The organism is Paenibacillus andongensis, assembly GCF_025369935.1.
Taxonomy (GTDB): Bacteria; Bacillota; Bacilli; order Paenibacillales; family NBRC-103111; genus Paenibacillus_E; species Paenibacillus_E andongensis.
In genome coordinates this window covers 2,317,276-2,342,354 of the sequence record NZ_CP104467.1, presented here as the reverse complement: position 1 = coordinate 2,342,354, position 25,079 = coordinate 2,317,276, and the positions used below count along the sequence as shown (strand labels likewise).

The window sequence follows — 25,079 nt, the reverse complement described above, 5'->3', positions numbered from 1 at the left end:
AACTATAGTTCTGCGTTAGTTTAATAACATATGCCAAGGATTGAATTACCTGATCTCTATATAATATCCGTCAGTTTCTATATGCTCTTCAGGTTCAGATATTTCCCTCTACATTCACAGACATGTAAACGTCTATGAGATCCTCACTTTCAACTTTAAAACCAAACCGTTCATAAAGACGTTTAGCAGAGCTTCCTTGTAAAACATTTAATGTTACACGTTTTCCTTTTACATCATTTTGTTCAAGCAATTTTTTTAATACATGACTACCGACCCCTTTACCTTGGTAATTGGGATAAATATAGAAATGTTCCAATAAATAACCATCTAACGTTGGTTTAAGAGCTACGCAGCCAACAAAAGAAGAATCTGACTCAATAATCCAAGTGTGATCTGAGTCAAATGAATTACGGAAGCGTTGACGAACCTTCTCTTCATCAAACCTTCCTAACCTAGTTAAATCATTTCGTAGTACAATTGCACGTAAATTAGCAATTGTCTCAACATCGGAATTTTGGGATTGGCGAAGAGTAATCTGTTTCATTTAACGTAACAGCTCCTTTATTCTTTTTTAGACAGCATAGAGGTTGAGCCCCCTTAAAAATCATTGAAATTATTTATTTTAAGGTCATTATGTCCTTCGCATATTATAGCGGTTTAATAAGGGCGTATCTATGTAGTCATTTGTAAAACTAAGATATTAACATTGGATAGCTGCCCGTTAACGGAACAGGCTACCGAGAATAAATCTGCGGTAGCCTGTTTTGGTATTTTATTGAGCTATCGTTCGCTATATTAATTGCAGGAAATTTCATGCGCAGCTGGTCCCAGAACCCCTCCTCTGGTATCCTTCCAGTCCATAACTCTTCACGCATTTCCTTTCTTAAATGAAAAAGCATTTCATAAGGTGTATTCGACTCTTCCGAAAGTTCTTGCCAAAAATGAGGAGAAAAATTGGTAGCAAGTACGCCTGCAACATCGAGAATTATTTCTTTATTATCCACATTTAGCAACCTCCACCAACACGTTTCAAACATATTCGACTTATGCGGTAAAAACACCTCTTGTGCAACATTACTGCCCAATAGCTTAATGAGGCTGCCACTCGTTTTCGCGGCGGCAGCGTCACTTTGTAGTTTATTGAAGTAACGTTCAGCGGTAGTCCTGGTTACTGGTCATTTGCCAAATACTTACCCGATAAGTTAAATCTCATCTCACAACAGCTGCAGGCTTGCCAGAACAACAATTCTAAACGTACTGCTCCGGTAATGCTTTAATAATCTCTTCATATTTTAGAGCGATAGTTATTTCCAAAATATGAACTGGATTTTGATGAGCGTAGGCTAACAGCAGTTCTTTATTGAACTCGTCATCGTTCATTTTCAAGCTTTTTCGAATTAACTCCATCATTGCTTTTTGACTTCTCGTATTTAATTGCTCAATTTTCTCCACAGCCAATTCAATTTCACTCTCCATAACTACACTCCTAAGTCAGATTCGTTTGAGTTCTAACATAGTAATTCGATGTTGTTCCGCGCTTTGTGGCTTGCAGCGTTGTGTATTCCGTAGGGACTAGCGACACCGTCGAATCCGCCATAAATCATCTAAATTAACCATTTTATGAAATTAAGAATTATATTTAAACAGCAAAAAAAGCCGCGATATTCGCGACTTTTTTCATTTGTCCCTACTCTTAAAGGGTAAATACGTGATTACCAATGGTAATCTTGGCGGGTCTTTTTTTGCTCCAAGATGCCTGGGCAATATCAGGATTGTAAAAATAAAGGGCTCCAGTTGTTGGATCCAAACCATTCAAAGCGGCTTTTGCCGCGCGATAGGCTGACAAATTTGGTTTAAGGTTAAACTGACCATCATCAACGGCTGAAAATTGACCTGGTTGATGAATAACCTCAGTGATGGAATCAGGAAATTTTTCGGACTGGACTCGATTAAGAACGACAGCTCCCACGGCAACTTGTCCTAAAAAGGACTCCCCTCGGGCTTCGGAATGAATTATTCGCGCCAATTCGTCCAGCACCGACTGTTTGGGTGAAATCGTATTTTTTAGTTTAGACAAAGTTAAGGAATCGGCTTCACCATCAACTGACAAGCCATAGCCGGCTTGAAATTTCTTTACAGCATTCTTAGTCTGGTTACCGTAGTAACCGGTAATTCCTGTTTTAAAGTAACCGAGTGCGCTTAATCGTTCTTGCATATCCAGTACTTGGTCACTTTGTGTGCCTTGTCCTAACGATTGAGCACCGACTGGTGCGGCTATCCCCATTACACCAAGGGAGCAGACACAGATAAGAGCTTGTAGTTTCTTCTTCATGTTCAAGATAACCTCCTCTTCCTTTTACGCGCCGCATATGGCAACGAATGCAGCATTACAAATTTAGGGGTGTTGATCCGACTCAAGATGTCGCCTAACACGCTCAAAAAATGGGGAACAGAACCAAGCTGTCCCTATAAACTTCGGGAGAAACACCAATTAAGAGTCGCAAATCACAAAAAGGAGCTCTGCCAATTTACTAGCTTCTCCACTATCGTTCTCAGTTAGCTTAGTGCAATTCCTCACAATATAATTATAAATACCTAAGTAATATCGGATTATCCTTTTAGATACTTTTGATAAAAACCATAGTTTGTCCAATACTCAATTTTATCTACAATTGCTTTTGTATTCCTACTTTCAAAATATTCTAATGGTTTTTCCCAATTATAATCATTAATTAAGAATAGTTTATAAGTACCGTTTATATTGCTTTCTGGATACCAACCTAAATCGAGAACAAGATTATATTTACTATTGGTAAGTTGCAATAAATCTTCAACAAAATATGCACCAAAATCATTGCAATTATCAGGTTCGCATTCATAAAAGTTATTTAATTCTACTGTCCATCTTCCCATTAATCTTAATGGTTGAATTTCATATGTTTTATTCATAAACTGCACCTCTTTAATATTAATTTCTCTTAGTAGCTAATATTTCCTACTTCCATTATCCTGAGGGAGTTGAGAAAACGGCAGCCTTTCGCGGCTATTCCATTAATTCAATACGGCTTGGAAAAAAATAAGTGGCAGATTTTCATCTACCACCGCTAACGGTAATGGTTTCTCCTAAAATATAATTAGCAGCATCTGATGCAAGGAAGCAGATGACTTCTGCTATTTCCAGTGGAGTTGCAGCACGTTTCATTGGAACGGAGGCTACTAATCGTTCGAGACGGTTTTCATCAGGGGCAAACTTATCATGGAATGGCGTTTCAACCATTCCGGGGGCGACTCCATTTACAATAATTCCATGTTCAATAAACTCCATAGACATTCCAACTGTCATCGTATTTACCGCACCTTTTGTTGAGGCGTAGTGGATACTTTCGCCTGAACCACCAATACGAGCTGCTGCTGAAGAAAGATTAATAATTTTGCCACTTTTTCTTGGAATCATGTCTTTTAATACCGCCTGTGAACACAGAAGGATGCTTTTTACATTTAATGCGTAGGTCTCATCCCAAAGTTCCTCGGTCATATTCATGAATGTGCTCTGCTTAATACCGATAAGCAAAACGTACGATTAGTGAAGAGAACAGGAGAAATGTAAGCATGAAAAAGACATTTAACCTAATACTGAAATGGCGACGGTTTCGAACTTTTCTTTCGTACTTCGGTTTATCATTAATTTCCATACCGTTCCTCATTCCGTCACTCGATACCCACCCATTAATTGTCATATATTCAGACGAATTCCTTTTTAGAGAGGTTCAATCTTTATCCCTGCACAATAAGAATAAGCAACCTTACGGGAATGGCGGGTATCCGAACTCAATTCCAAGTTATTTTTCAAAAATTTACGCTTCCGAATCCATGAGACCGATGAATTCCCGGATCGGCTGTCGTCTATATAAACGAAGGCATAAATGAACACAAACTAATTTGACGAAGAGGTGTTTTGAAAATGGCATTAACGTCCGCATTCACGAGCTTCAACCTGCCTGTAAAAAACGTAGAACAATCAAAAGCGTTCTTCACCGGACTCGGATTCGAGCTCAACCCGCAATTCCCCGAGAACGAGAATTCGGTAGCCATCGTGATCGGCGACAACCTGCAGATCATGCTGATCAATCAAGCATTCTTTAATACGCTCACGGAGAAGGAATCCGTCGATACGAGCAAGTATGCGCAGATGACGATCGCATTGGCCTTCGAGAGCCGGGAAAAGGTCGATGAAATCGTGAATACCGCGGTCTCCTTGGGCGGGAAATTGCACGCTGAACCTGAAGATCATGGGTTCATGTATCATTGGGGCTTCGTGGACTTGGACGGCCATCTGTGGGCCATTAACTACATGAACATGGATGCGGCACAAGGTTAAGGCTAACGGAGAGCACGCTCGTACTAGGGTTCAAAAAGAAAGACGCCGGGCATCTTCCCCGGCGTCTTCTTCGCGATGATTAGTTTTGTTCGGTATAGGCTTTGAAATTGTCCATGATCGCTTGCCAGCCTGCTTGCTGGAACTCGACGGGATTGGAGCTTTCCGCGTCGAACGTTTCAATGACCTTCGTCTCATTCCCTTGATCGACGAAAGCAATATCCACTCTTCTTCCGTCTTCCATGGTGTAGCCGATCGCCTCATGCCGATTCACGACATCGTAGACGCCGCCAAAATCAAAGCCCATGCTGCCATCCTTCGCTTCCATCCGTGTCAGAAACTTGCCGCCGACCCGCAGATCGTTTTCGGCTCTCGGCGCATGCCAGTCCTCGGACGCTTGATTCCACTTCGTGATGTGATCCGGCTCGGTCCAATAGCGCCATACCTTCTCGACAGGGGCTTGAATGACGACTTGCACGGTTACTTTCGTCGGTTGACTCGTTTCCATTTTAAATAGACACCTCTCTCATGATATTCGTCGTTTGGTTATTCTCAATGATATAGACGTAAGCCAATGACGAAATTCATTGGTCAATTCGCTCAGGCAGCCCAAATCGCGAAAATAATGGCGTATGAATGAAGTTTTGAACGTGCAGGATTTGATTTTCTTTGGTTTCGATGACGTGGATGCCCCAGGGTACCAGGCCAGAGCCCTCTTTGCTCGGCATATACTGGGCCAACGCCGGATAACCGCCATTCACCGTAATGGGCACAAATCGCGAACCTTCGCAATGCCAGCGAGTAAGCGAATAGAAGGCGGACAAATCTTCCTTGCCTCGGATCCACATCTCGAATGGCGGCATCGACATGCAGCCTTCCTCGTGGAACAACGCGACGAGCGCAGCAATATCGAATTGCTCGAAGGCCTCCACATACCGAGACAGCAGCTGCTGCTCCGGTTGAACGTCCATGCTGCTGAGCTCATCCGAGCGAAGCTGCGCCCGGCCCATCGTCTCTCGGGCTCTTTGCAAGGCGCTGTTCACCGCTGTCGGCGACATCGCCAACGTTTCCGCGATCTGCTTGGAGGACCATTCAAATACATCCTTCAAAATGAGTACCGCGCGCTGCCGCGAAGGCAAGTTCTGCAGGAGAGCGATGAAGCACAGTTGAAGGGTATCTCTGCGGACGAGCCGATCCTCCGGATTGCCCCCAAAGTCGGGAGACGGCCAGATCCAGGCAGAGTCCGGCAGCGTGTCGCGCGGCTCGACGATGGCGACGGCCGGGTCGAACAGGTCAACGGGAAGCGCGCGGCGTTTGGATTGTCTCAGCTTGTCCAAGCACAGGTTGGAGGCAATCCGATAGACCCAAGTTTTGAACGAGGAATCCTGTCTGAACGTGCTCCAGCTCTGCCAGACCCGAATACTCGTCTCCTGAACGGCATCGTCCGCATCGTCCATGGAGCCTAGCATTCGGTAACAGAACGAGGTTAAGCCCGGCTTCAAGCTTGCAAATAATGGTTCGTCAAATGCGGTCTCGTTCATCGTGGGCCTCCCTTACTGATCTCCCCGAAGGGTGGTACCTTCATTATATGCAATGAAGCGGACAGCCTCAATCCGAATAAATAGGCAGGATTTAGTACTAATGGATAAAATTGGGAGAGTTACCTATATTGGGACTAGCCAACAAGATTGCCGACGCATTGATCTGCAAATATACATTGGCCCGCAAAAAAAGAGTACCGGAAACAAAGGTTCCGGCCTTTAATATAACAGCCCCGCCGCCTGCCGCGAAGCAATTGTTAATCGCTTGCTGAATGGCTTTTGTGTCAACGGTTATGCCATCCCTTTGGCACCGTATTCCTTAACGTCATATAAATCCTGCATAACTCTCTCTCCTTTTTATTGGCGCCTCAATCAAATCCATCACACTTTGTTGCTAGTTTAATTTCTCAATCCGCCTTGCTATACTATATGGACTAAACTCGATCTAGACGGAGGACATGATGAACTATTTATTCGAACCTGTTCAGCTGCAAAATAGACCTTTATTATACGGTCCGACAAGCCGTTCAACGACATCTTATCCGGGTTTTTACCACTGGCACCAGTGCTGCGAGATTCTTTTTATCCATCAAGGCAATGGATTTGTAATCGCTAATCAGAAGACTTTTGAAATGCGCCCAGGCATGATGTTTTTCTTCCAACCCTTTCAACTTCATAAAGTTTACGCTAATGTAAGCGAGGCCACACCATATGTACGGACGATTATGTTTTTTGATCCTCATTACTTCAATCGGGCACTGCTTCCTTTTCGGTCTCGGCACGCTATTTTTGAGCGGCTATGGAAAAGCGTACGGCATTCCGAGCCACTCGATTTTCAGCCCCGACTCGGCTTTCTGGAACAAGTTTTCGCGATGTACAATGACAGATACCAAACAAAAAATGGTCTCGACGAAGAGGAAGACATGACGATACTGCTTCTCCACATTCTTGAGGCCGCTGCTTTCACTTGCCCGGAGACCCGGCAGCAGAAAGACACTGCGATCGAGGTTCGTCCTTTTTCTTATGCTGAACGGATTATGGACTGGGTTGAAGAACATTACGCCGAAGGGATTCATCTGGAGGCGATAGCAGAACGGCTACATCTCTCCAAGTTCTATATTTCCCGGTTATTCCAACGGGAGACCGGAGGCAATTTGTCAGAATATATTACGGCAAGAAGGATCAAGCAGGCATGCCGACTACTGCAGAACTCCGAATATTCCGTAGAACGGATCTCCGCAGAAGTCGGATACCCTAACGTCTCCTATTTCATCCGACTGTTCAAAAAAGTTATTGGGACGACACCACTTAAATACCGGACTGCATCCCGAGAACTCGAATAAAGATATGAACCTCCAATATGAGGATGGAGCCAGCCGGAGTGAGCCTACCAGAGATACAAGTCATTGCCCTTTAACTTGAAGATTGCTTCCATGAAATAATAATCACCATAAATAATCGGGTGATGGTGTTTCTTCACATGATACGACCCGGATCCGTATTGAACAATGGCGTCCGACGCTTGTGTCCAATCGCTGCGCTTATCGACCGCTATGAGCAGTTTAACCGCTGCATCAATAAAGAGGCGCTGCTCATATGTGCCGACGACCTTCGCAATCTCGATTAACCCGCAGGCTGCAACAACAGCTGCCGTATCGTCTTCCAGTCTTGGTTCTACCGGCTGTCTGAAATCGACCGGAATGACGCCATCTTCCGGAATATTGGCCATGAAATAATGCGCGATTCGTTTTGCCGTCTGTAAATATTCGTCCTTCTGCGTATGAATATAGCTCATCATAAACCCATACAATCCCCAAGCCTGGCCTCTGGTCCACGATGACCCTTCTTCATACCCTTGGCCGCCATAAGTACGAACAACGCCACCATGTTCAGGATCAAATTCCACAATATGATTGACAGAGCCATCCGATCTGACAAAGGCATCAATCGCGGTATCTGCATGCTTCATCGCGATTTGCTTAAAGCGGGGATCCTTCGTTTCTTCCGAAGCCCAGTAGAGAAGCGGAATATTTAACATGCAATCAATAATAGCCCAGCCTCTCGTATCCCCCTCCTGCAAATCGTTCCAAGCCCGGATAAAACCGCCGGCCAAGTTGAACCGTCCAGCCAGAAGGTTCGCCGCATGCAAGGCACGTTTTCTCGATTCCGGATTCTTTGTCAATCTATAATTTGCTACACTTGTCGGCAGCCACATAAACCCGACATCATGGTGCAGCCCATAGTATTCCTCAAAGCACCGATCCAGCTTTTCTTCAGAGATCTCCGCGATTTTTTTGTATTCCTCTCTGCCGGTCTGGTGATACATCAGCCACATCATGCCACCCCAAAAACCGTTAGTCCACCAGTTAATTCCATCTGCCAAGTCTCCCGTCGGGTTTTCTGTTGCACGGTCGTCATATGTGCCATTTACCGTTGTATAAGGGATTTTAAGCTTGGATTTTACGCTAACCCATTCCATTTTAGCTTTAAACTTGCCAATGACGTCCTGTAGCCATTGCTGATCGTTTGCTTGTAACAATTTCTCATTACCTTCTTTCATCACATCGATTTGTTCTTAGTTCAATTATAGCCCGTTGTTAATAGCTAATGTTGCCGTAAATAAACCAAAAATGTTCCTTTATTGCACTATACGGCTCCACAATAAGAGAAAGCTTAGGTGTGCTGGATTTGACGCTTGCGAATTATATAAAATGAAGACTTCTCACTAACTAGAAAAATTGGTGCTAGAGGGCTCCTACTATTATCATTGTTAATGAAGAAAATAAAGGGGTTAAAATCGTTGGTGGTCGCCCTTTAAAAAACTATGTTGCTGGGCTAAAGAGAGTTCTAAATGCAGAAGAACAACAACCAAAACAACAACTATCTCTTTCTAACTTACTCGAAAAAGAGAAGCTTCTGTTTTAAAAAGAAATTGAAGTTATGTATGATGTTGAAACATCGGATCTTACTAACTTTATTGGGAAAGAAACACCGGGTCGTTATTGAATTCCTGGAAATAGTACCTGTATGAGTTGTGGTGCAAAACTATTGAAATGATGAGCGAACGAGGATTAAAGATTTCTCATACAACGATCATGAGATGGGTCCATGAATTTGGATCCGAAATCGACAAATGAATCCGTCCCTTTTTGAAACCTACAAACGATTCTTGGAGGACTGACGAAACCTACATCAAAGTCAAAGGTCAGTGGAAGTATCTATACCGGGCAGTTGATTCTATGGGGAAAACCATTGATTTCATGTTATCTGAAAAATCGTTAAAGGGAATTGAGGCCTTGCATATGATAAGGAAAGGGCAGGCCAATGATAATTCGTCTGTCCTCTCTGCTGTTGAATGGCTCAATAAGATATTTGGTTTAGTGGCATAGACAAAGTATAGTTTGTCGGGTAACTGTGAACTTTTTTAATCCTTGCACCAGAACCAAAAAAGCTATGATAAATTTTCATTATAGCTTGTGACCCGACGAGGGTCATGAATGTTTTTATTGCAAAATCCCAGTTGGGTATTCGCCCGTAGCTGGTTTACCAGCCTTATCCAATCGCATCAACTCCTTCTGACCCCCCTCTCGCGCTTTTGGACGATGGAAGCGCTTTATCTTCTGCTTACAACAAGAAAAACAAACCGGAACCCCCTATTTCCCAAGGAGTCCTGGTCCCATTCTTCACCAACTAAACGCTCTCCAACAACCGCCCATCCCGAAACCTTACAACTCGCTTCGCCTGCTGCGCGATCACATGATCATGCGTGATTAAAATAATCGTCCGACCTTGATCATTCAATCTCGTGAAAATATCCATGATCTCAATGCCCGTCTTCGAGTCCAGCGCCCCCGTCGGCTCATCCGCCAAAATAATGTCCGGATCTCCCGCTAACGTGCGAGCGATCGCCACACGCTGCTGCTGTCCGCCGGATAACTCCGAAGGCATATGTTTCCTTCGATCTATTAAGTCCACTGCTTCCAACGCCTTCATAACAAGCGGCTCTCGTTCCTTCCTCGTCATTCCCCGATAAATCAGCGGCAACTCCACATTCTCGTACGCACTCAATCTTGGAAGCAAATTAAAGCTTTGAAAAACAAATCCGATTTTCCGATTCCGAATCTCAGCCAACTGTGCATCCTTCATCTGGTTAATCGCCTTGCCATCTAGAACATACGATCCCGTATCTGAGACATCCAAACAGCCGATGATATTCATCAGTGTTGATTTCCCCGAGCCTGACGGGCCCATAATTGCGACAATTTCTCCTTGTTCAATTTCCAAGGTCACAACGTCGAGCGCACGTATGGTTTCCCCACCCATCACATATTGCTTACAGACATGATCGATTTGAATTATGCTCATACCATTCTCCTCCATTTAGCGATCCCAAGATCCCAAACAATGAAGAAATGCGATTCATCAAATCTACTGTTACCTGATATCTTACCGCTTCGCCTTATAAAACTCATGATACAGCTTCATGAGCGCCCTTTTCTCAATCCTCGACACATAGCTGCGACTGATTCCCAGCTCCTTCGCAATCTCCCTCTGTGTCCGCTCTTCACCACCAAGCTCCAACCCAAACCGGCCAACGACGACCTCCTTCTCGCGATCGTCCAAGATTTCCAAGTTCCGATAGATTTTACTCTTCTCTATTTTGAGCTGTACCTTATCCACCACATCGTCGGCCTGCGTGCCGAGGATATCAATTAAAGTAATTTCATTTCCCTCTTTGTCCGTTCCGATAGGGTCATGCAAGGACACATCTTTCCTCGTCTTTTTCAGCGAGCGTAAATGCATTAGAATCTCGTTCTCGATACAGCGAGCTGCAAAAGTCGCGAGCTTAGTCCCTTTGTTCGGCGAGAACGACTCGATGGCTTTGATCAATCCGATCGTCCCAATGCTAATCAAATCCTCCAAATCTTCCCCTGTATTGTCGAATTTTTTGACATTGTGAACTCAAAGCAACGTAAATCCTGTTCACAATGCCCAGCAGCTCTTTCGATGTTGGAAGAGCGGGGCTTACATATCGCTCATACAGCGATCATGCGATGGGTTCATGAGTTTGAACCGGAAAAGACAAGCGAATTTCTCCCTATTTGAAGCCGAATAATGATTCCTTTTCTTTCGGGCGCTTCACCACACAATCAATCGGAAAGGGCAGGTTGAATGTAACTACCATTCGTCTGCCCTCTCTGCAGTTGAATTCATTAATAAATTTTTCGCTGTGGAACAGGAACGATTTGCGCTTGCAGCGCCCCCGATCGAATTACCACCTCAGCAGTTATCCCCCCCTTCACCATCGCTATGCAGCGAATTGTCCCTGGCGTTCTGGTTGCCTGAATATACACTGCGCCTCTGCCAGCTTCCAAGCTGAAGGGATTCTCACCAATCAATCTCGCTGGACCCTCGATATGGAATGAAACCACATGATGAGCAAGCTGCAGCGTCTGCCCTTTGCTGTCTCGCAAAGCAACTACTACTCGGGTGCAATCTGCACCGTCTGCGATAAGCTCGAGATCGTCCGCCTGTAGGACCAAGTGATCTGGAATACCCATCGGAAACAGCTCATGCTCGGCTACTGCGATACCGCCGATTTTGCCAACAACCTTGAGACTCGTTAGCAGACTCGATCCCCACTCCCACCAACTGCAGCCTGTGAACATAATCGGCGGATGGGGCAAGCTAGGATAATTCACATAGTCGGGGCGCTCTGAGGCAACCTTAACCCCATTAATAAATAAATCTGCTTCTTCACAATTCGAAAATACAGGAACGACATCCCGAAAGTCCTCATTAAAGGACGGGATCAAATAACGGGCAATAAATACGACAGGCTGCTTGCTAGGTTCCTGCTGACTGCTGTAAAAATGTGCGGCAAACTTCGGCAGTCGGAAAATATCACAGACGCCATGATAGCAAATGCGATCACCGGAACCGAAATCCTGGTGCGTATTATAATCGAAGGCACACCATCCAGCTGCTCCTGCTATGTGAGGAACGCCGTATTGCCCATTCTGAATACGAGCATGACCAAGCGCGTGTTTGATTTGCCGCTCCACACTGTCATACGACTTCGTCGGATACATATGCCCCATATATTCCGTAATGAGATACGGCGAATGGTTTGGCTGCAGGATTTTCCCTTCCCGATTGCGTGAGAAATCGTTGTACGTAAAAACATCTTCCAGAAACTCGCTGTCTTGTATGCAGCGCACGCCACCAGTAGCCCGTGATGGATCCAACTTGTGCGCAAGCGCATTTGTCCGCAAATAGAACTCAGTATCGTCCTGAGACTCATTGATACGAACGCCCCACAAGAAGATCGAAGGGTGATTGCGATCACGTACGATCATTTCCTCCAGCTGAACTAGCGCCTTGTTCTTCCACTCCGCATCACCAATGTATTGCCAGCCTGGCAGCTCCTCGAACACAAGCAAGCCAATCTCATCACAACGATCAAGAAACGAGGGATCCGCTGGATAATGAGAGGAGCGAACGAAGTTGAGCCCTAACTCCTCTTTTAAAATATCCGCATCTTTGCGCTGCCCCCTTTCACACATCGCGCCTCCCAAATACGGGAACATCTGATGGCGATTCAAGCCTCGCAGCTGGAGCGGACGGCCATTGAGATAGAATTTCCCGTCCTTACGGAACTCGGCACTACGTATACCCACCCTGGTATTCAGAACATCGTTTTGGGCGCTATCCACCCCCGTGTCACACAAGGACGTCCTCACTACATACAAATAGGGATCGTCGATGTTCCACAAATGCGGGTTTTTCACGTGCAGCGTCAGCTGACTCACTTCTGTTTCCCCGGCTTCCGCGATGATTGGCGTGATGACTTGCTCAATGACTTTACCCAGGGGAGAGAGCAATGAGGTGTGCAGCATAAGTGTCCTCGCTTCACCCCGATTGTTAATCCGAAATGTGCCATCCATCGAAGCTTCCTGTGCAGTCACATCTTTCCACTCATAAGAGGCCCACTCGATATACACAGCGTTCGTTACGATAAGTCGGACATTCCGATAGATGCCACCGAACAGCATATAATCGACCAATCGCCCTTCCGGCGGGATATCTGGTCTACGTGTCGAATCAACTCTGACAGCAATCACGTTGGATTCCCCACATATAACCCATTCGCTTATCTCGAATGAAAAGGAAGTATAACCCCCTTGATGCTCACCTACTAAGGCTCCATTGACATAAACCTCCGTTACAGACATCACACCATCGAACTCCACAATTAGACTTTTCCCCGTCCAGTCCGCAGGGACCTCAATGTGACGCCGATACCAAGAAACAAACTGATAGTCCGATTCGCTAAAATAGTGATGAGGAACTAGTTTATTGGTATGCGGGAGATTAACCTCCTCGAAATGATCATCTTTATAGTTCTTGTGTTTGCTTTGCGGCTCATCCTGGGCACAGAACAACCACTCCGTGTTAAAATTAAAAATCTGTCTCATAGGCTTAATCCCTTTCTTTTTAGCAGTCTTCCCCTTATTAAATCGCACAAAAGGGCATATGCAAGCGTGTGAAGAAAGCGATCCAATCACGAACGTTGCATATGCCGTTGTGCTAGTTTATCAGATCACAAGCTTATTTCTTGATATTCGTCGGCCAGACCTCTTACAGATGGAATCAAGCTTGGTAGCAACGAATCTCATAGATAGCTGCCGACGGATCCCCATTGGTTGTATCAATAACGACACGCAGCTTTTGGGTTAGAACAGGCTGTTCCAGCGTATGACGGCAATGACGTTGATAATTCCCCTTTACCTCAAGCACTTGCTCCCACTCACCGTTTACAAATGCCTCAAGGCGGTAATCCTTCGGACACTGCGGATCGCGATGGAACGGAGCATACCCATGATATTCCCAAAGGATGTTGCCGGGGAACGTTAGCTCAATCTGTCCAATAGATTGTTGCTCTTCCCATTTCAGTTCAAGCCACTGAGGAAGCGACTCACTCGAATCAGAACGCCATAGGTTCGTAAAACGATAAGGACGCGTTACTCCGTTGATAACGTGCTCAGGACTGTACGCGTGCTGCGGAGGGTCCACTCGGAAGCTGCGTGTCGGCCCGTTCCAATCCCGTCGCATCTTTCCTTGGCCCATTTCATATGCACATGTATGACCTGGCACAATCCCGTCCCCGCAATGCCATGCAATTTGTGGATTCGCAAGTAAATCCAAGCGAGCATAGCTTCCTGACTTCAGCCCATCTGCTTTACTCAGCTGCACATCCCAATCAATCCATTGATATTTCCCTGGCATGATGTGCAGTTCTGTTGTGGCAATCGGCGGGTTCGCTTCGCAACGGTAATCCCAAATATGATCAACTGGGATGATTTTGGATTCAACGATTTGAGGCGTATCGCTCATATTCGTCACACAAACAGAAACCCGATTCAAGACTCCTTCCGAAATAGCAATCCATTGACCCTTCCGCTGATGGAGAATCTCTCTATGATGCCCCAGTTCACCAGATTGGAGCAGCTCCTTGTTCACTTCAGAGCCGCAGCAAGCCGCTTGGCTGCTAGCTGTAACGCTCGCGTTGCGTGCGAGATCTAGCTCGTCTTCGTTCTCCGTATTCAGCAGGAAGCAGCCGTCGCGCAATAACGTTTGCTTGACTTCACGGATTGCCTGACTCGGCAGGTCAGCAAGCGCTAAACCTCTTTGCAAAGCAATGGCTGCCGAGGTTCCAACTGCCTGCCCAATAAGTGCCGTCGTCGACATGACACGGACCGTTCCCAACGCTGCATGCGTCACACTTACATTGCGTCCCGCCATCATCAGATTATCAATATCCTTGGCAATCGTGATCCGAAGCGGAATGCCATAAGGACCGCAATAGCTCTTAATCGCATATTCACTTGTTTCCGTGTATCCCTCCGCACTTGCGGGCTCGGCTGTCGGCGCGAGCAGACCGCCTGGCGTATGCAGATCAATGAACCAACCGCCAAAGGCTATCTCATCCGGAAATACCGTTTTGTTAGCCGGATCGTGTTCGGTCATAAAATATTGTCCCATAATGCGGCGGCTCTCCCTTTTACCTGGCACCTGCCCGATCCAGTCCAGCGCATAATTGGCCGCTTTATCCTTCATCTCCGGATCCTTGTTTTTAATCCAGTCCCATATGCCAAGGACATGACGCGTCAATTCGTGCCGAATATTCTCGGAATCGTAAATGGTATTCCACGGTACGCCGATCTCGATCCACCAGTATCCTCCATGCAGACTTTGAAAAGGCCTACCCTGCTTGTAGAAGTAATCCGGATCTTCATGCTTGACCGCCCATTCCGGCGCTTGAAACGGAACCGGCCGCCCCATATCCTTGGCCCTGAAATGAATGGAATTGCCCATCGTATCTTTGCTTGCCTCGAGCGGAGCATGCGGTTCGTTAAATTCATCTAGAGCCTCTGTACCCCACCGCCATTCGCATCCAGCCTGATCGGCGACAATTCCATCGCCTGTACAGTCGACAAAAATTTTGCCTTCGATCGTAATCTCCGTTTCCGCATTGGCCACCCGCGCCACAACAGCGCTGATGGTACGGTCACTGCTTTTCAGCACGGAGACGATAGAAGTATTTAAGTGAAACGACAAATTCGGCGTACTCATCGCCATATCGTACATCGTCATATCCCAAACGCTATTCGTCCAGCCGTTCTCAAGGATCGGTGCGTGGTTGCGCGCGCGCTCTTCGATGAGCAGTTCCGAAATGATGCCGGTTTCTCGCGCATATGCATGAAAAGCAGCCGCCCCGTGTGGCGTAACGCACACTTCCGAGGAACTATTTCCACCAAAAACCGGACGGTCCTGGATGATGCAAGTTTTTGCTCCGTGCCTAGCTGCCGATACCGCCGTGCAGAAGCCCGCCAATCCACCGCCGCAGACAACCACATCGTATTGTTCCTGTTTATTAACTGTCATCTTCTTAGCCTCCGATTTTCTTACGATGAACATGTAAGGAGGGAAGGAACAAGTCCCCTCCCTCCTTACATGCAAATTATAAATTAGTTTGTATAACCAAGTTCTTTCAAGCGTTTTTGTGCTGCATCCAAATACAGATTATATTTGAATTTCGTTTCCAAATTCTTCAAGAATTCATCGTATTTATCCAACGGGGTTTTACCGTAAATAAATTTAGACAATTCTTCTTTAATAAATCTGGTGGCATCAGCAGCCATAAAGTCCGCTGGCGGGTTAAGCAGACCATTGTACGCTGTCAGTCTCGGCTGTTTCTGCACAAAGTCAATCAACGGGGCTTGAGTAGGAAATTTCGTTTGCAGGTACTCAGCTTCAGGACGACCTGTCATTTGGTAGAGCCATGTATAAGCCCCCTCCTTAGCCAATAAATCTGTAGGAACTACTTTTTCGCCATTTAACGTATAATGCCGTCCCTCCACGCCATAACTGACCAGACGATTGCCCTCTTTGGAGGATACGTAATTAATGTATTCAAAAATTTTATCTAGTTTGGCCGTATCCTTCTCTAATGCTTTGGGAATTCCAAACAAAGTAAAGGATGTTCCTTTTCCTGTGGAAACATCATACTGGCCACCCGGCCCTTTGGGAGGTGCAATCTGCATCCATTCTGCCTTAGGATTGACCTCCTTGATTTGCTTCGCAGGCGCATCCTTCGCTAGATCTGTCCATGAAAAATTACCCATTCCTGCCTTGCCTTGAATGGCTTTCTGAACATATTGCTGACCCGTGGACGCAAGCAATTCAGGGTCTACAAGCCCTGCATCAATCATTTTTTTAATGAAAGCTAGCGCGTTTTTCATATTGGGATCATAAAGTGAGCTTACCATCTTCTTATCTTTTACATAGATTTCCGGCAAACCGTTGTTCGGAATAGGAGAGCCTACGCCAAACGCTCCATAAATAACGGTGAAGGCATCAAATCCTGATCCCGTAATCGCATAGGTATCCTTCTTGCCATTTTTATCAGGATCATCATTCGTAAAGGCTTTCGCAACCGCATACAAATCATCCAACGTAACAGGTGCTTTCAAATTTAAATTATCCAGCCAATCTTTGCGGAGCCAATAACTGTTGGAACTAACACCCGGTTTCTTGGTAATGGTGTATAGCTTTCCGTCTACCTTATCGTTATTCAGTGTATCCTCACCAACAAAGTCAGCAAACGGTTTCAACTTGGTTTTCAAGTAGGGGGTTAGATCTATCAAACTATCCGTCCCAACACTTTTAAGCAGGCTCTCCCTATTCAAGATTTGATAAACATCCGGAGGAGTCCCGCCAGCCAAGCGAACATTCAACTGGTTCTGATAATCTTCATTTGTAGCCGGAGTCGTTAAAATAAGGTTTGTTCCTAATTTTTTATCCAATTCCGTCTTGACGAAGTCATCGCTAGAAGGAACATTCGTGCCCCACCCTACTTCCATCCATTCAATTTTCACTGGTGCTGCTGGTGCTTTGCTTGTTGTTGGTGCATTAGTTGCAGCTGTTTGGCCGGTTTCTGCCCCTTTAGAGCATCCGGCCATGATGACAACAACAGGAAGCGTCATGGCTAGAACCTTTGTTAAGCCCCTTAATTTCTTCATCTTGATCAACCCTTCTATTTTTCTTATTTATTGAATTTGACAAGCATCGGTCACGAAAACCGCAATATCTTATCAAAATATCAACCCTTAATCGCGCCAAGCATCATGCCTTTTGTAAAATATTTCTGAATAAACGGGTACACCATAATCATCGGCGCACTTGCGAAGATGACCACCGCCATCTGCAGCGTAGCTGAAGGCAATGTTGCCTCAGGATTTTCAAAAGCCTGATTGGACTGCAATAAGATGGATCTTACAACGATCTGGAGAGGTTGAAGCTTAAGCGGTGTCACATACAAAATCGCCTGAAAAAATTCATTCCAATGCCCAACCATATAAAATAGGCTCACGGTCATGATGACCGGCATGGACAGGGGTACAATAATTTGCATTAAAATCCTTAGCTCTTTAGCGCCATCTATATTGGCTGACTCAATTAGCTCCTCCGGCAAGCTTTCAATAAAGCTTTTTACAATCAATACATTAAAACTCCAGATCGCTCCTGGGATGATCATGGCCCATACACTGTTCAGCAAACCCAAATATTTAACGGTCAAGTAGGATGGAATGATTCCTCCGCTAAAAAGCATGGTGAAAACAATCATCAACAAGAAAAAACTACGACCAGGAAGCTTTTTTCTACTTAGTGGATAGGCCAGCAGTACCGTTAGAATCATATTAACAATCGTGCCTACTATTGTAATAAAGAGAGTTATTCTGAGCGCATCAGGTATGCGCGGCATCGAGAACAGTTCCTTATAAGCCATAAAAGTGATAGTTTTAGGTATTATGACAAACCCGCCATTTTTCAATAGCTCTGAAAAAGGGGTGAGTGAAACCGATAAAACATACATTAGCGGGAAAAGGGCTGTAATGCCGACTGCTATTAGAAAAATAAAAACGAAGCCGTCAAAAATCTGATCTCCTTTCCCCCTTACCATATGCCTTCACCCCATTTTTTAGCGATTCTATTGGAAAGCAAGACCAATGCACAGCCAATGATAGATTTAAACAAGCCAACTGATGCGGCCAAACTAAAATTCAACTGTTCAAGACCTGTCCGGTACACCCATGTATCAATAATATCTCCCACTGAATAAACATAACTGTTGTACAGGACATAGACCTGTTCAAATCCTGCATCCATAATACTCCCAAGTCTTAAGATTAACAGTATCGTGATGATGGACCGTAAATTAGGAAGCGTAACATGCCAAATGAGGCGAATCCGTTTGCAACCGTCCATCGTTGCTGCTTCATATAGGGAGGGATCGATCCCTGCGATTGCGGCCAGATAAATAATAGCTCCCCAACCCATGTTTTGCCAGATGTCAGAACTGACCAAAATGCTTCTGAACCAATTTTCCGATGTCAGAAACGGAATGGCTTTGCCGCCGGCTTCAACAATCCATCGATTGAAAAGGCCGTTATCCTGTGATAATAAAGCTATTAAAATACCATAAATAATAACCCACGATAGAAAGTGCGGCATATAGCTCAATGTTTGTATGAATCTTTTGAACCATGAAATTCTGCATTCGTTAAGCAATATCGCCAAGATAATTGGTGGAACCATTCCGAATATGAGTTTAAGAGAACTAATCAAAATCGTATTTGTCAGCAGTTGTGAAAAATACGGCGAACTTACAAAAACCTCAAAATACTTATACCAAGGATCAGCCCAAGGGCTCTTTAAAATGCCTTTCGTAATGTTGTACTCTTTGAAGGCAATGATAATCCCAAACATGGGCATGTACTTAAATATCAAATAATAGATTAGTCCAGGAGCAAGCATGAAATATAAAGCTTTATATCTCCATATATTGAGCAAAAATTTACTAAATACAAATTTCCGATTAACCGCGTTAGTCTGTTTTATTGCTAAGTCTTCCTGCATCTCGCGTTCCCTCCATATGACTACTTTCAAGCCTCAGGCTTTCCTAATAAATCGCTTTCATTCACATCCATTCTAGCCCCATATCTCTACCGGCAACACCTGGAATTCAATTTCTTTACCTTATTATATCGCCCCTGCCATGCAGACAGATATACATAAAACCTTCAATTATGTTCTAGATTTTGTCTTGATCAAAATGGAAAAACCGTCAGGCATAATTGCTCTGACGGTCATGATCATCTTTCATAATGGGCAAATCGATACGGACAATCGTCCCCCGATTCATACGGCTTACAATATGAAGGCCGTATTGTTTGCCAAAGTAAATTTGAATCCGTTCATGCACATTCATGATGCCAATACTGTTAAACCCATCTCTCAGTTTCCTGTCTCTACTGGAAATCAACAGCTTGCTGTAATGCTCCTTCTCCATGCCTATTCCGTTATCAATCACATATATTCTCACTGTGTTTTTTATCATTCTACCGCGTATTTCAATGCTGCCGGAGCCTTTCTTTGAAAGCAGACCATGAAAAATGGCATTTTCCACAATGGGCTGCAGTGTAAGCTTGAGAACCTTGCATCTCATTAGTTCCGGATTGATATCAAAATGACAGGTGAATGTATCGCCATATCTGGTTTTTTGAATATTCATATAGCTGTTCAAAGCTTCTATTTCTTCTTCGAGCGCAATAAACTCATACCTTTTGTCAAAGCTGTACGATAATAGATTGACAAGTGAACGAATCGTATCCCGGACTTCCGTATTCCGCCCCTGTTTAGCCAAACTTCCGATACAAGCTAATGTATTATATAAAAAGTGTGGCCCTATCTGGCTTTGCAGCATTTTTAACTCATATTCTTTTTTCTGCACTTCAACTTCTCTAATCTCATGAATTAAAATATGAATCCGGTCCATCATGGAGTTGTAGCTCCTTGCAAGCTGTCCGATTTCATCTTCACGGTTCATTTCAATATTGGATAATCTCCCATATTTGGTGACAGCATTCATTTTATGGACAAGCTTACGTATTGGATTCGTAAAATAATAGGAGATCAGAAAAGAACCAAACAAGAAAACGATAATCCAGAGCAGAGCCGTCACTTCGAAATTGTGATACAGCTTAGAAACGTTCATATTCAAGATGTTTTCATTCATTATGAAAGATGTTCGCCAGCCCAAATTATTTCCTTTCGAATTCGCAACAATAAAATTCTGTGCGCCAAATTCGGTTCGATTGATACCATCGCTCATCTGCTCGATGTTTGAAATAAAATCGCCTTGAATCTTTGGTGGAAAAATTCCTTTTTCATACGGCAGCAGATCACTCTGAGGATCATAAACGATAGGCTCATTCGCTAGGGAACTTAACGTAATGGTCTGCCCACGGCTTGAAGCCATGGGAATGATTTTCTGATTCAAATACTCTAGGCTAATCTCAGCTATGGCCGCCCCTAAATATTTGTTAGCCTTACTCCTGACTGGAAACACGAAGGCCACTGTTCGATCCGATAATGCGGTTTCGTACGGTTCACTCCACTTCAAACCATTACCGCCCTGACTTCCCATTTCATTTAATTTGGACAGCATTTGATTTCCGTATATATCATAAAGTAATTGCTTGCTGCTAAAAACCTTTCCGTCTGATCGCACTAAATAAAGCGTTTTGATAAGATGGCCGTTCATTTCTCCATAATGCTGCAAAATATTTTGCGCCTCATCGCTTGTTCCGTTTTCAAACAGATCTTGCTGTGCTGAAATAAGCAGTAAAATATTTGTAATATTTTCCAGATACATATCCAAAAAGGTATTTGTCCGCAATACCATTAGCTTTGAGTCCTCAATCATCTTGTTTTCAAAGCTTTTTTTCGATATTCCTATGTTATTCCAAGAAATCATCATAAATATCGTGACGGTCAACAAAAAAAGCAATAAAAACTGTTTGGTTGCAATTCCATAGTTTCTATAGCTTTTCATAAAATACTTCATGCTCTTCATCTATCTCATCCCTTTTTAAACTCTAATGGCGTAACTCCCATCCAGTTGCGGAATACGATCGAAAAATACCTATAGCTTGGGATCCCAACCTGTTCAGCTACCTCATATACTTTTAGATTCATATTTTTCAGGAGAAACGCCGCTTTTTCCATACGAAGCCGAGTCACATAATCATTAAATGACTCTCCGACCTCTTCGCTAAATAAACGGCTTAGATAAGACGAGCTTAAGCCGACTTCTTCAGCTACAGAAGAGAGAGTGAGCGGCTGGCTGATCTTCTCCCGTATGATCTTCCCGGCAAGGCGAATTTCCGGACGATACCTTTCTTCCCCACTGAAATTGATATGTATATCATGAATCAATGCAGTAATCATTTCATTGAGTGTTACAGTCTGGAAGATGTGCTGAGACAATATTTCATCATCGTTAAAATCGCCAAGCTCTTTATTCCATAAGACATTCCATCTATGGACCAATTTTTTAAGCTCATTCGGCAGGATACGATGTTCTTTCGCCCAATTGAAAAAGTCTCCATCTATAAATGCGGATAACCCAACCTGATCCCAAATCACCTTTTTCATCTTCTCTTCAATCGTTGCAAGGGCCTTTGGCTCAATGACATGCGTACCTTCTGGTTTCCCCAAAAACACGCGGGTGCTGCTGTCGTAAAAATAAACATTTTTCCAAAGGTTCATTTCTTGAAACGCTTGATTGAATTGTTCAGGCTTTTCCACATCATCGCTAATAGAGGCATAGATATGAATACACTCAGCTTTATGTAAGTGAATATTTCCCAGTTTCTGATTCATATCAGAAATGACCGCTTCAATCGTTTTTATCATCGTTAGACTATCCTTGCTTTGATTTCCAAAATAGACAAAATGCTCACCGATATCTACGGGCACCCATGTAAAATCATGGTCATAGCTCCCGAGTACATGCCGGACTTCGCGATCAACAAATAACCAATCACCATGCTTGGCTTCAACATAAAACCGCACAATACGGAGAGGAAACGCAAGTTCAAGCCCATGATCCGCCAAGCTTTTATATACTTGCATCGTGGAATCGTTGTGAGTCAGCAGTTGTCCCAACAGCTTGGATTGGTTCCACCTGTTTTCTTCCTTTTTCTTCGTGTTGTACGATTTTTCCTTTTCAATCGCACGTCGTGCCTCTACAAGCGTTTGTTCCAATTCGCTGTCATCCATCATGACTTTAATGACATATCCAATCGCCCCTAGCTTCAACGCCTCTCGCGCATACTCGAAGTCACTGTGGCAGGTAAGGATAACGACCTGAATCTGTGGGAATTCCTTCTTTACTGTTCGTATTAATGCCAGTCCATTCATAACGGGCATCGTAATGTCGGTTATGATCACATCGGGTACATATTTCCTGCAAAATTCAAGCGCCTCTTCTCCATTGCCAGCTTCACCTACAAGCACTGCACCGCGAGCTTCCCAATCATACATTTGCAATTCTTGGCGAATGGGAATTTCATCATCCACAATGAGTACGCTTAAAACATGATCATCCATTTCAGGGTCTCCATTCATCGGGATAGGATATCACACTCAAAATGCTTTCTTAGAATTTGAGAAAGCCCCAAAGGATTTTGGGGCTTTCTCAGCTGAAATGATTATTCTTTAATCATAGAGCCTGTATTCGATCAGTGCAATAGCTCAATTAGTTATTGCCGGATTGATCATGCGGCACAGTTACGGTTACAGATGCAGCCGTTTTGTTGAACTCCATATTTTTACATTTGGAATACTACCGTTGGATTTGTGGTGACGTTATTTACACTTTCCTTGTACGTTACCCCATAAGTCATCCCGAAGGTATATGTGCCGGACAACATTTCCTTGCTGATCTCACCGCCGCTTGTATTGCCGATGATCCGCCAGCTTCCTGCATAATATTTCACAGATCCGCCGTCGATCAGATTCCCTTGGCTATCCTTCAGCTGTACCTTGACTTTAACCGTCTGGAATACGACCACTGCGTTTGTTCCGGTATTTTGCACAATTTCCTTGTACGTTCCTTCATACGTCATGCCGAAGGTATAGGAGCCGGACAACAATTCCTTGCTGATCTCGCCGCCGATTGCATTGCCGATGGTCCGCCAGCTTCCTGCATAATACTTCACAGATCCGCCGTCGATCAGATTCACTTGGCTATCCTTCAGCTGTACCTTGACGTTAACCGTCTGGAATACGACCACTGCGTTTGTTCCGGTATTTTGCACAATTTCCTTGTACGTTCCTTCATACGTCATGCCGAAGGTATAGGAGCCAGACAACAATTCCTTGCTGATCTCGCCGCCGCTTGTATTGCCGATGGTCCGCCAGCTTCCTGCATAATATTTTACAGCACCGCCATCGATCAGATTCCCTTGGCTATCCTTCAGTTGCACCTTGACGTTGACCGTCTGGAATACGACCACTTCACTTGTTCCTGTATTTTGCACAATTTCCTTGTACGTTCCTTCATACGTCATCGCGAAAGTGTAGCTTTTATTCGGTAGAGATTTGCTTACCGTTCCGGAAGCATCGGTTACTCCAAAATCCTTCCATCCTCCATCATAGTATTTGACTGTTCCGCCGCCGAGCGGATTCCCGTTGCTGTCATTTAGCTGGACTTTTACAGCTGTTGCGGCAAGAGCAAAGCTGAGATTCTGAGGAAGCTCAACATTCCCTGCTTGATCCGTTGACTTATAAATCAAGTTATATTGGCCCTGCTTGTCGAACGTAACAGCCGACGTATAAAACTGCCATGTTGTCCCGTTATTCAAACTGTACTCTGTTTTCGCCACACCCGACAAGTTATCGGTGCCGGTCAATGTTACCGTTACCGGATTCACGTACGAGCCATTTGGTCCATCCGGCCGTAGAGGCGATACGGCTGCTGCAGTAACAGGCACTGTTTTATCGATATTGCTTACCACATAGTTCGTTACATTCGATACGTTGCCTACGGCATCCGTTCCTCTTGCATACACGGTGTCATTATCGGAAACGAGTACTGGGGCGGTGTATGCTGTCCATGCGCCAGCGCCCACTTTGTATTCCTTCACCGCTGCGTCAGACGGATAGCTGATCGTTACGGTTACATCCGTGTTGGTCGGCGCCGTAATATTCGCTGCCATGGTTGGCGCTGGCAGTTGAACACCGACACTAAAGGCAGTCTGAGTCTGTGTACTGGACTGAACCTGTAACAGATTACCATCTACTGCTATAATTCCACTTAATCGTATTGTCCCTATCCCGCTCTTCAACACTTTAAAATCGATCTGACCTATGGGTTCGGTTTTTGTAAATTGAACAGGGGCTTTATTTAATATGTCATAGGTCAATGCACCATTGGTTGTATCTACGATCGCTCCTCCAAAGGATTCGTACGACGGGGACAGTACAAAACCACTTCCCTGCAAATTTAACAGGCTTGCATCATAATTCAGCGTAAATCCGACCCCATTCAGGTCGAGAATATTCTGTCCCATTATGGTTACCTTTACGGTATCGCCTACGTAATAGCTGGTTTTGTCGGTCGTCGCTATAATTGAAGTATTATTCTGTGCATGGACTTTATGTGTATCCATCACAGCTGCCGTGCCTAATAGAAACATTAGCGCCAGAAGCATTGCCATTAATTTCCGCACAGTACTACCTCCCCTTTTTAT

At 44.5% G+C, this 25,079-nt stretch carries 20 protein-coding genes and 2 pseudogenes; 3 read left to right on the top strand and 19 right to left on the bottom strand.

Annotated elements, in window-relative coordinates; translation table 11 throughout:
* Positions 1–94: 94 nt before the first annotated feature.
* From NYR53_RS10580 to NYR53_RS10555, 6 genes are all read right to left on the bottom strand, one after another.
* Positions 95–544 carry a GNAT family N-acetyltransferase gene (locus NYR53_RS10580; protein ID WP_261305122.1) on the bottom strand — a complete coding sequence of 150 codons (450 nt, stop codon included), beginning with the start codon at positions 542–544 and terminating at the stop codon, positions 95–97.
* Between the two features lie 190 nt (positions 545–734).
* Positions 735–1,004: an HAD family hydrolase gene (locus NYR53_RS10575; protein ID WP_261305121.1), complete on the bottom strand. Its 270-nt coding sequence runs from the start codon at positions 1,002–1,004 to the stop codon at positions 735–737.
* Positions 1,005–1,248: 244 nt separating this feature from the next.
* Positions 1,249–1,476 carry a hypothetical protein gene (locus tag NYR53_RS10570; protein ID WP_028554780.1) on the bottom strand — a complete coding sequence of 76 codons (228 nt, stop codon included), beginning with the start codon at positions 1,474–1,476 and terminating at the stop codon, positions 1,249–1,251.
* A 217-nt stretch (positions 1,477–1,693) separates the two neighbouring features.
* The gene (locus tag NYR53_RS10565) at positions 1,694–2,332 is read right to left on the bottom strand and encodes a cell wall hydrolase (RefSeq protein ID WP_261305120.1); all 639 of its coding nucleotides are present in this window, start codon (positions 2,330–2,332) and stop codon (positions 1,694–1,696) included.
* A 278-nt stretch (positions 2,333–2,610) separates the two neighbouring features.
* A complete protein-coding gene (locus tag NYR53_RS10560; protein ID WP_261305119.1) occupies positions 2,611–2,949 on the bottom strand; it encodes a hypothetical protein in 339 nt (112 codons plus the stop codon).
* Positions 2,950–3,091: 142 nt separating this feature from the next.
* Positions 3,092–3,571 carry an SDR family NAD(P)-dependent oxidoreductase gene (locus NYR53_RS10555; protein ID WP_261305118.1) on the bottom strand — a complete coding sequence of 160 codons (480 nt, stop codon included), beginning with the start codon at positions 3,569–3,571 and terminating at the stop codon, positions 3,092–3,094.
* 390 nt (positions 3,572–3,961) lie between these two features.
* Here NYR53_RS10555 and NYR53_RS10550 point away from each other — a divergent pair, with 390 nt between their 5' ends.
* Positions 3,962–4,378 (top strand): VOC family protein, encoded by a 417-nt coding sequence (locus tag NYR53_RS10550; protein WP_261305117.1) that lies wholly within the window; start codon positions 3,962–3,964, stop codon positions 4,376–4,378.
* A gap of 79 nt (positions 4,379–4,457) precedes the next feature.
* On the opposite strand, the gene NYR53_RS10545 is transcribed toward NYR53_RS10550, so the two are convergent.
* Together NYR53_RS10545 and NYR53_RS10540 are read right to left on the bottom strand one after the other, a co-directional pair.
* Positions 4,458–4,883 (bottom strand): SRPBCC family protein, encoded by a 426-nt coding sequence (locus tag NYR53_RS10545; RefSeq protein WP_261305116.1) that lies wholly within the window; start codon positions 4,881–4,883, stop codon positions 4,458–4,460.
* Positions 4,884–4,959: 76 nt separating this feature from the next.
* Complete coding sequence (locus tag NYR53_RS10540) at positions 4,960–5,916, bottom strand: sigma-70 family RNA polymerase sigma factor (protein WP_261305115.1); 957 nt, start codon at positions 5,914–5,916, stop codon at positions 4,960–4,962.
* A gap of 458 nt (positions 5,917–6,374) precedes the next feature.
* Here NYR53_RS10540 and NYR53_RS10535 point away from each other — a divergent pair, with 458 nt between their 5' ends.
* A complete protein-coding gene (locus tag NYR53_RS10535) occupies positions 6,375–7,259 on the top strand; it encodes an AraC family transcriptional regulator (RefSeq protein ID WP_261305114.1) in 885 nt (294 codons plus the stop codon).
* A 44-nt stretch (positions 7,260–7,303) separates the two neighbouring features.
* On the opposite strand, the gene NYR53_RS10530 is transcribed toward NYR53_RS10535, so the two are convergent.
* Positions 7,304–8,476, bottom strand: a complete 1,173-nt coding sequence (locus NYR53_RS10530; protein ID WP_261305113.1) for a glycoside hydrolase family 88 protein — start codon at positions 8,474–8,476, stop codon at positions 7,304–7,306.
* Between the two features lie 487 nt (positions 8,477–8,963).
* Between NYR53_RS10530 and NYR53_RS10520 the strand changes: the two are divergent.
* Positions 8,964–9,188: pseudogene (locus tag NYR53_RS10520) on the top strand (DDE-type integrase/transposase/recombinase); the annotation flags it as partial.
* 418 nt (positions 9,189–9,606) lie between these two features.
* On the opposite strand, the gene NYR53_RS10515 reads toward NYR53_RS10520, so the two are convergent.
* From NYR53_RS10515 to NYR53_RS10465, 10 genes and pseudogenes are all read right to left on the bottom strand, one after another.
* Positions 9,607–10,281 carry an ABC transporter ATP-binding protein gene (locus NYR53_RS10515; protein WP_290428992.1) on the bottom strand — a complete coding sequence of 225 codons (675 nt, stop codon included), beginning with the start codon at positions 10,279–10,281 and terminating at the stop codon, positions 9,607–9,609.
* Positions 10,282–10,362: 81 nt separating this feature from the next.
* Positions 10,363–10,875: pseudogene (gene sigK / locus NYR53_RS10510) on the bottom strand (RNA polymerase sporulation sigma factor SigK); the annotation flags it as partial.
* Positions 10,876–11,129: 254 nt separating this feature from the next.
* On the bottom strand, positions 11,130–13,394 hold the full coding sequence (locus NYR53_RS10500) for a glycoside hydrolase family 2 TIM barrel-domain containing protein (protein ID WP_261305112.1): 2,265 nt from the start codon (positions 13,392–13,394) through the stop codon (positions 11,130–11,132).
* A gap of 175 nt (positions 13,395–13,569) precedes the next feature.
* Positions 13,570–15,864, bottom strand: coding sequence for an FAD-dependent oxidoreductase (locus tag NYR53_RS10495; protein ID WP_261305111.1), 2,295 nt, complete (start codon positions 15,862–15,864; stop codon positions 13,570–13,572).
* Between the two features lie 83 nt (positions 15,865–15,947).
* The gene (locus NYR53_RS10490) at positions 15,948–17,501 is read right to left on the bottom strand and encodes a type 2 periplasmic-binding domain-containing protein (protein ID WP_261305110.1); all 1,554 of its coding nucleotides are present in this window, start codon (positions 17,499–17,501) and stop codon (positions 15,948–15,950) included.
* A gap of 80 nt (positions 17,502–17,581) precedes the next feature.
* Positions 17,582–18,442: a carbohydrate ABC transporter permease gene (locus NYR53_RS10485; protein WP_261305109.1), complete on the bottom strand. Its 861-nt coding sequence runs from the start codon at positions 18,440–18,442 to the stop codon at positions 17,582–17,584.
* On the bottom strand, positions 18,436–19,296 hold the full coding sequence (locus tag NYR53_RS10480) for an ABC transporter permease (RefSeq protein WP_261306323.1): 861 nt from the start codon (positions 19,294–19,296) through the stop codon (positions 18,436–18,438). Before NYR53_RS10480 ends, NYR53_RS10485 begins: the two co-directional genes overlap by 7 nt.
* A 310-nt stretch (positions 19,297–19,606) precedes the next feature.
* Positions 19,607–21,196: a cache domain-containing sensor histidine kinase gene (locus tag NYR53_RS10475; protein WP_261305108.1), complete on the bottom strand. Its 1,590-nt coding sequence runs from the start codon at positions 21,194–21,196 to the stop codon at positions 19,607–19,609.
* A 206-nt stretch (positions 21,197–21,402) separates the two neighbouring features.
* Positions 21,403–22,935 (bottom strand): response regulator, encoded by a 1,533-nt coding sequence (locus tag NYR53_RS10470; protein ID WP_261305107.1) that lies wholly within the window; start codon positions 22,933–22,935, stop codon positions 21,403–21,405.
* A gap of 221 nt (positions 22,936–23,156) precedes the next feature.
* A complete protein-coding gene (locus NYR53_RS10465) occupies positions 23,157–25,058 on the bottom strand; it encodes a cohesin domain-containing protein (RefSeq protein WP_261305106.1) in 1,902 nt (633 codons plus the stop codon).
* Positions 25,059–25,079: the final 21 nt, after the last annotated feature.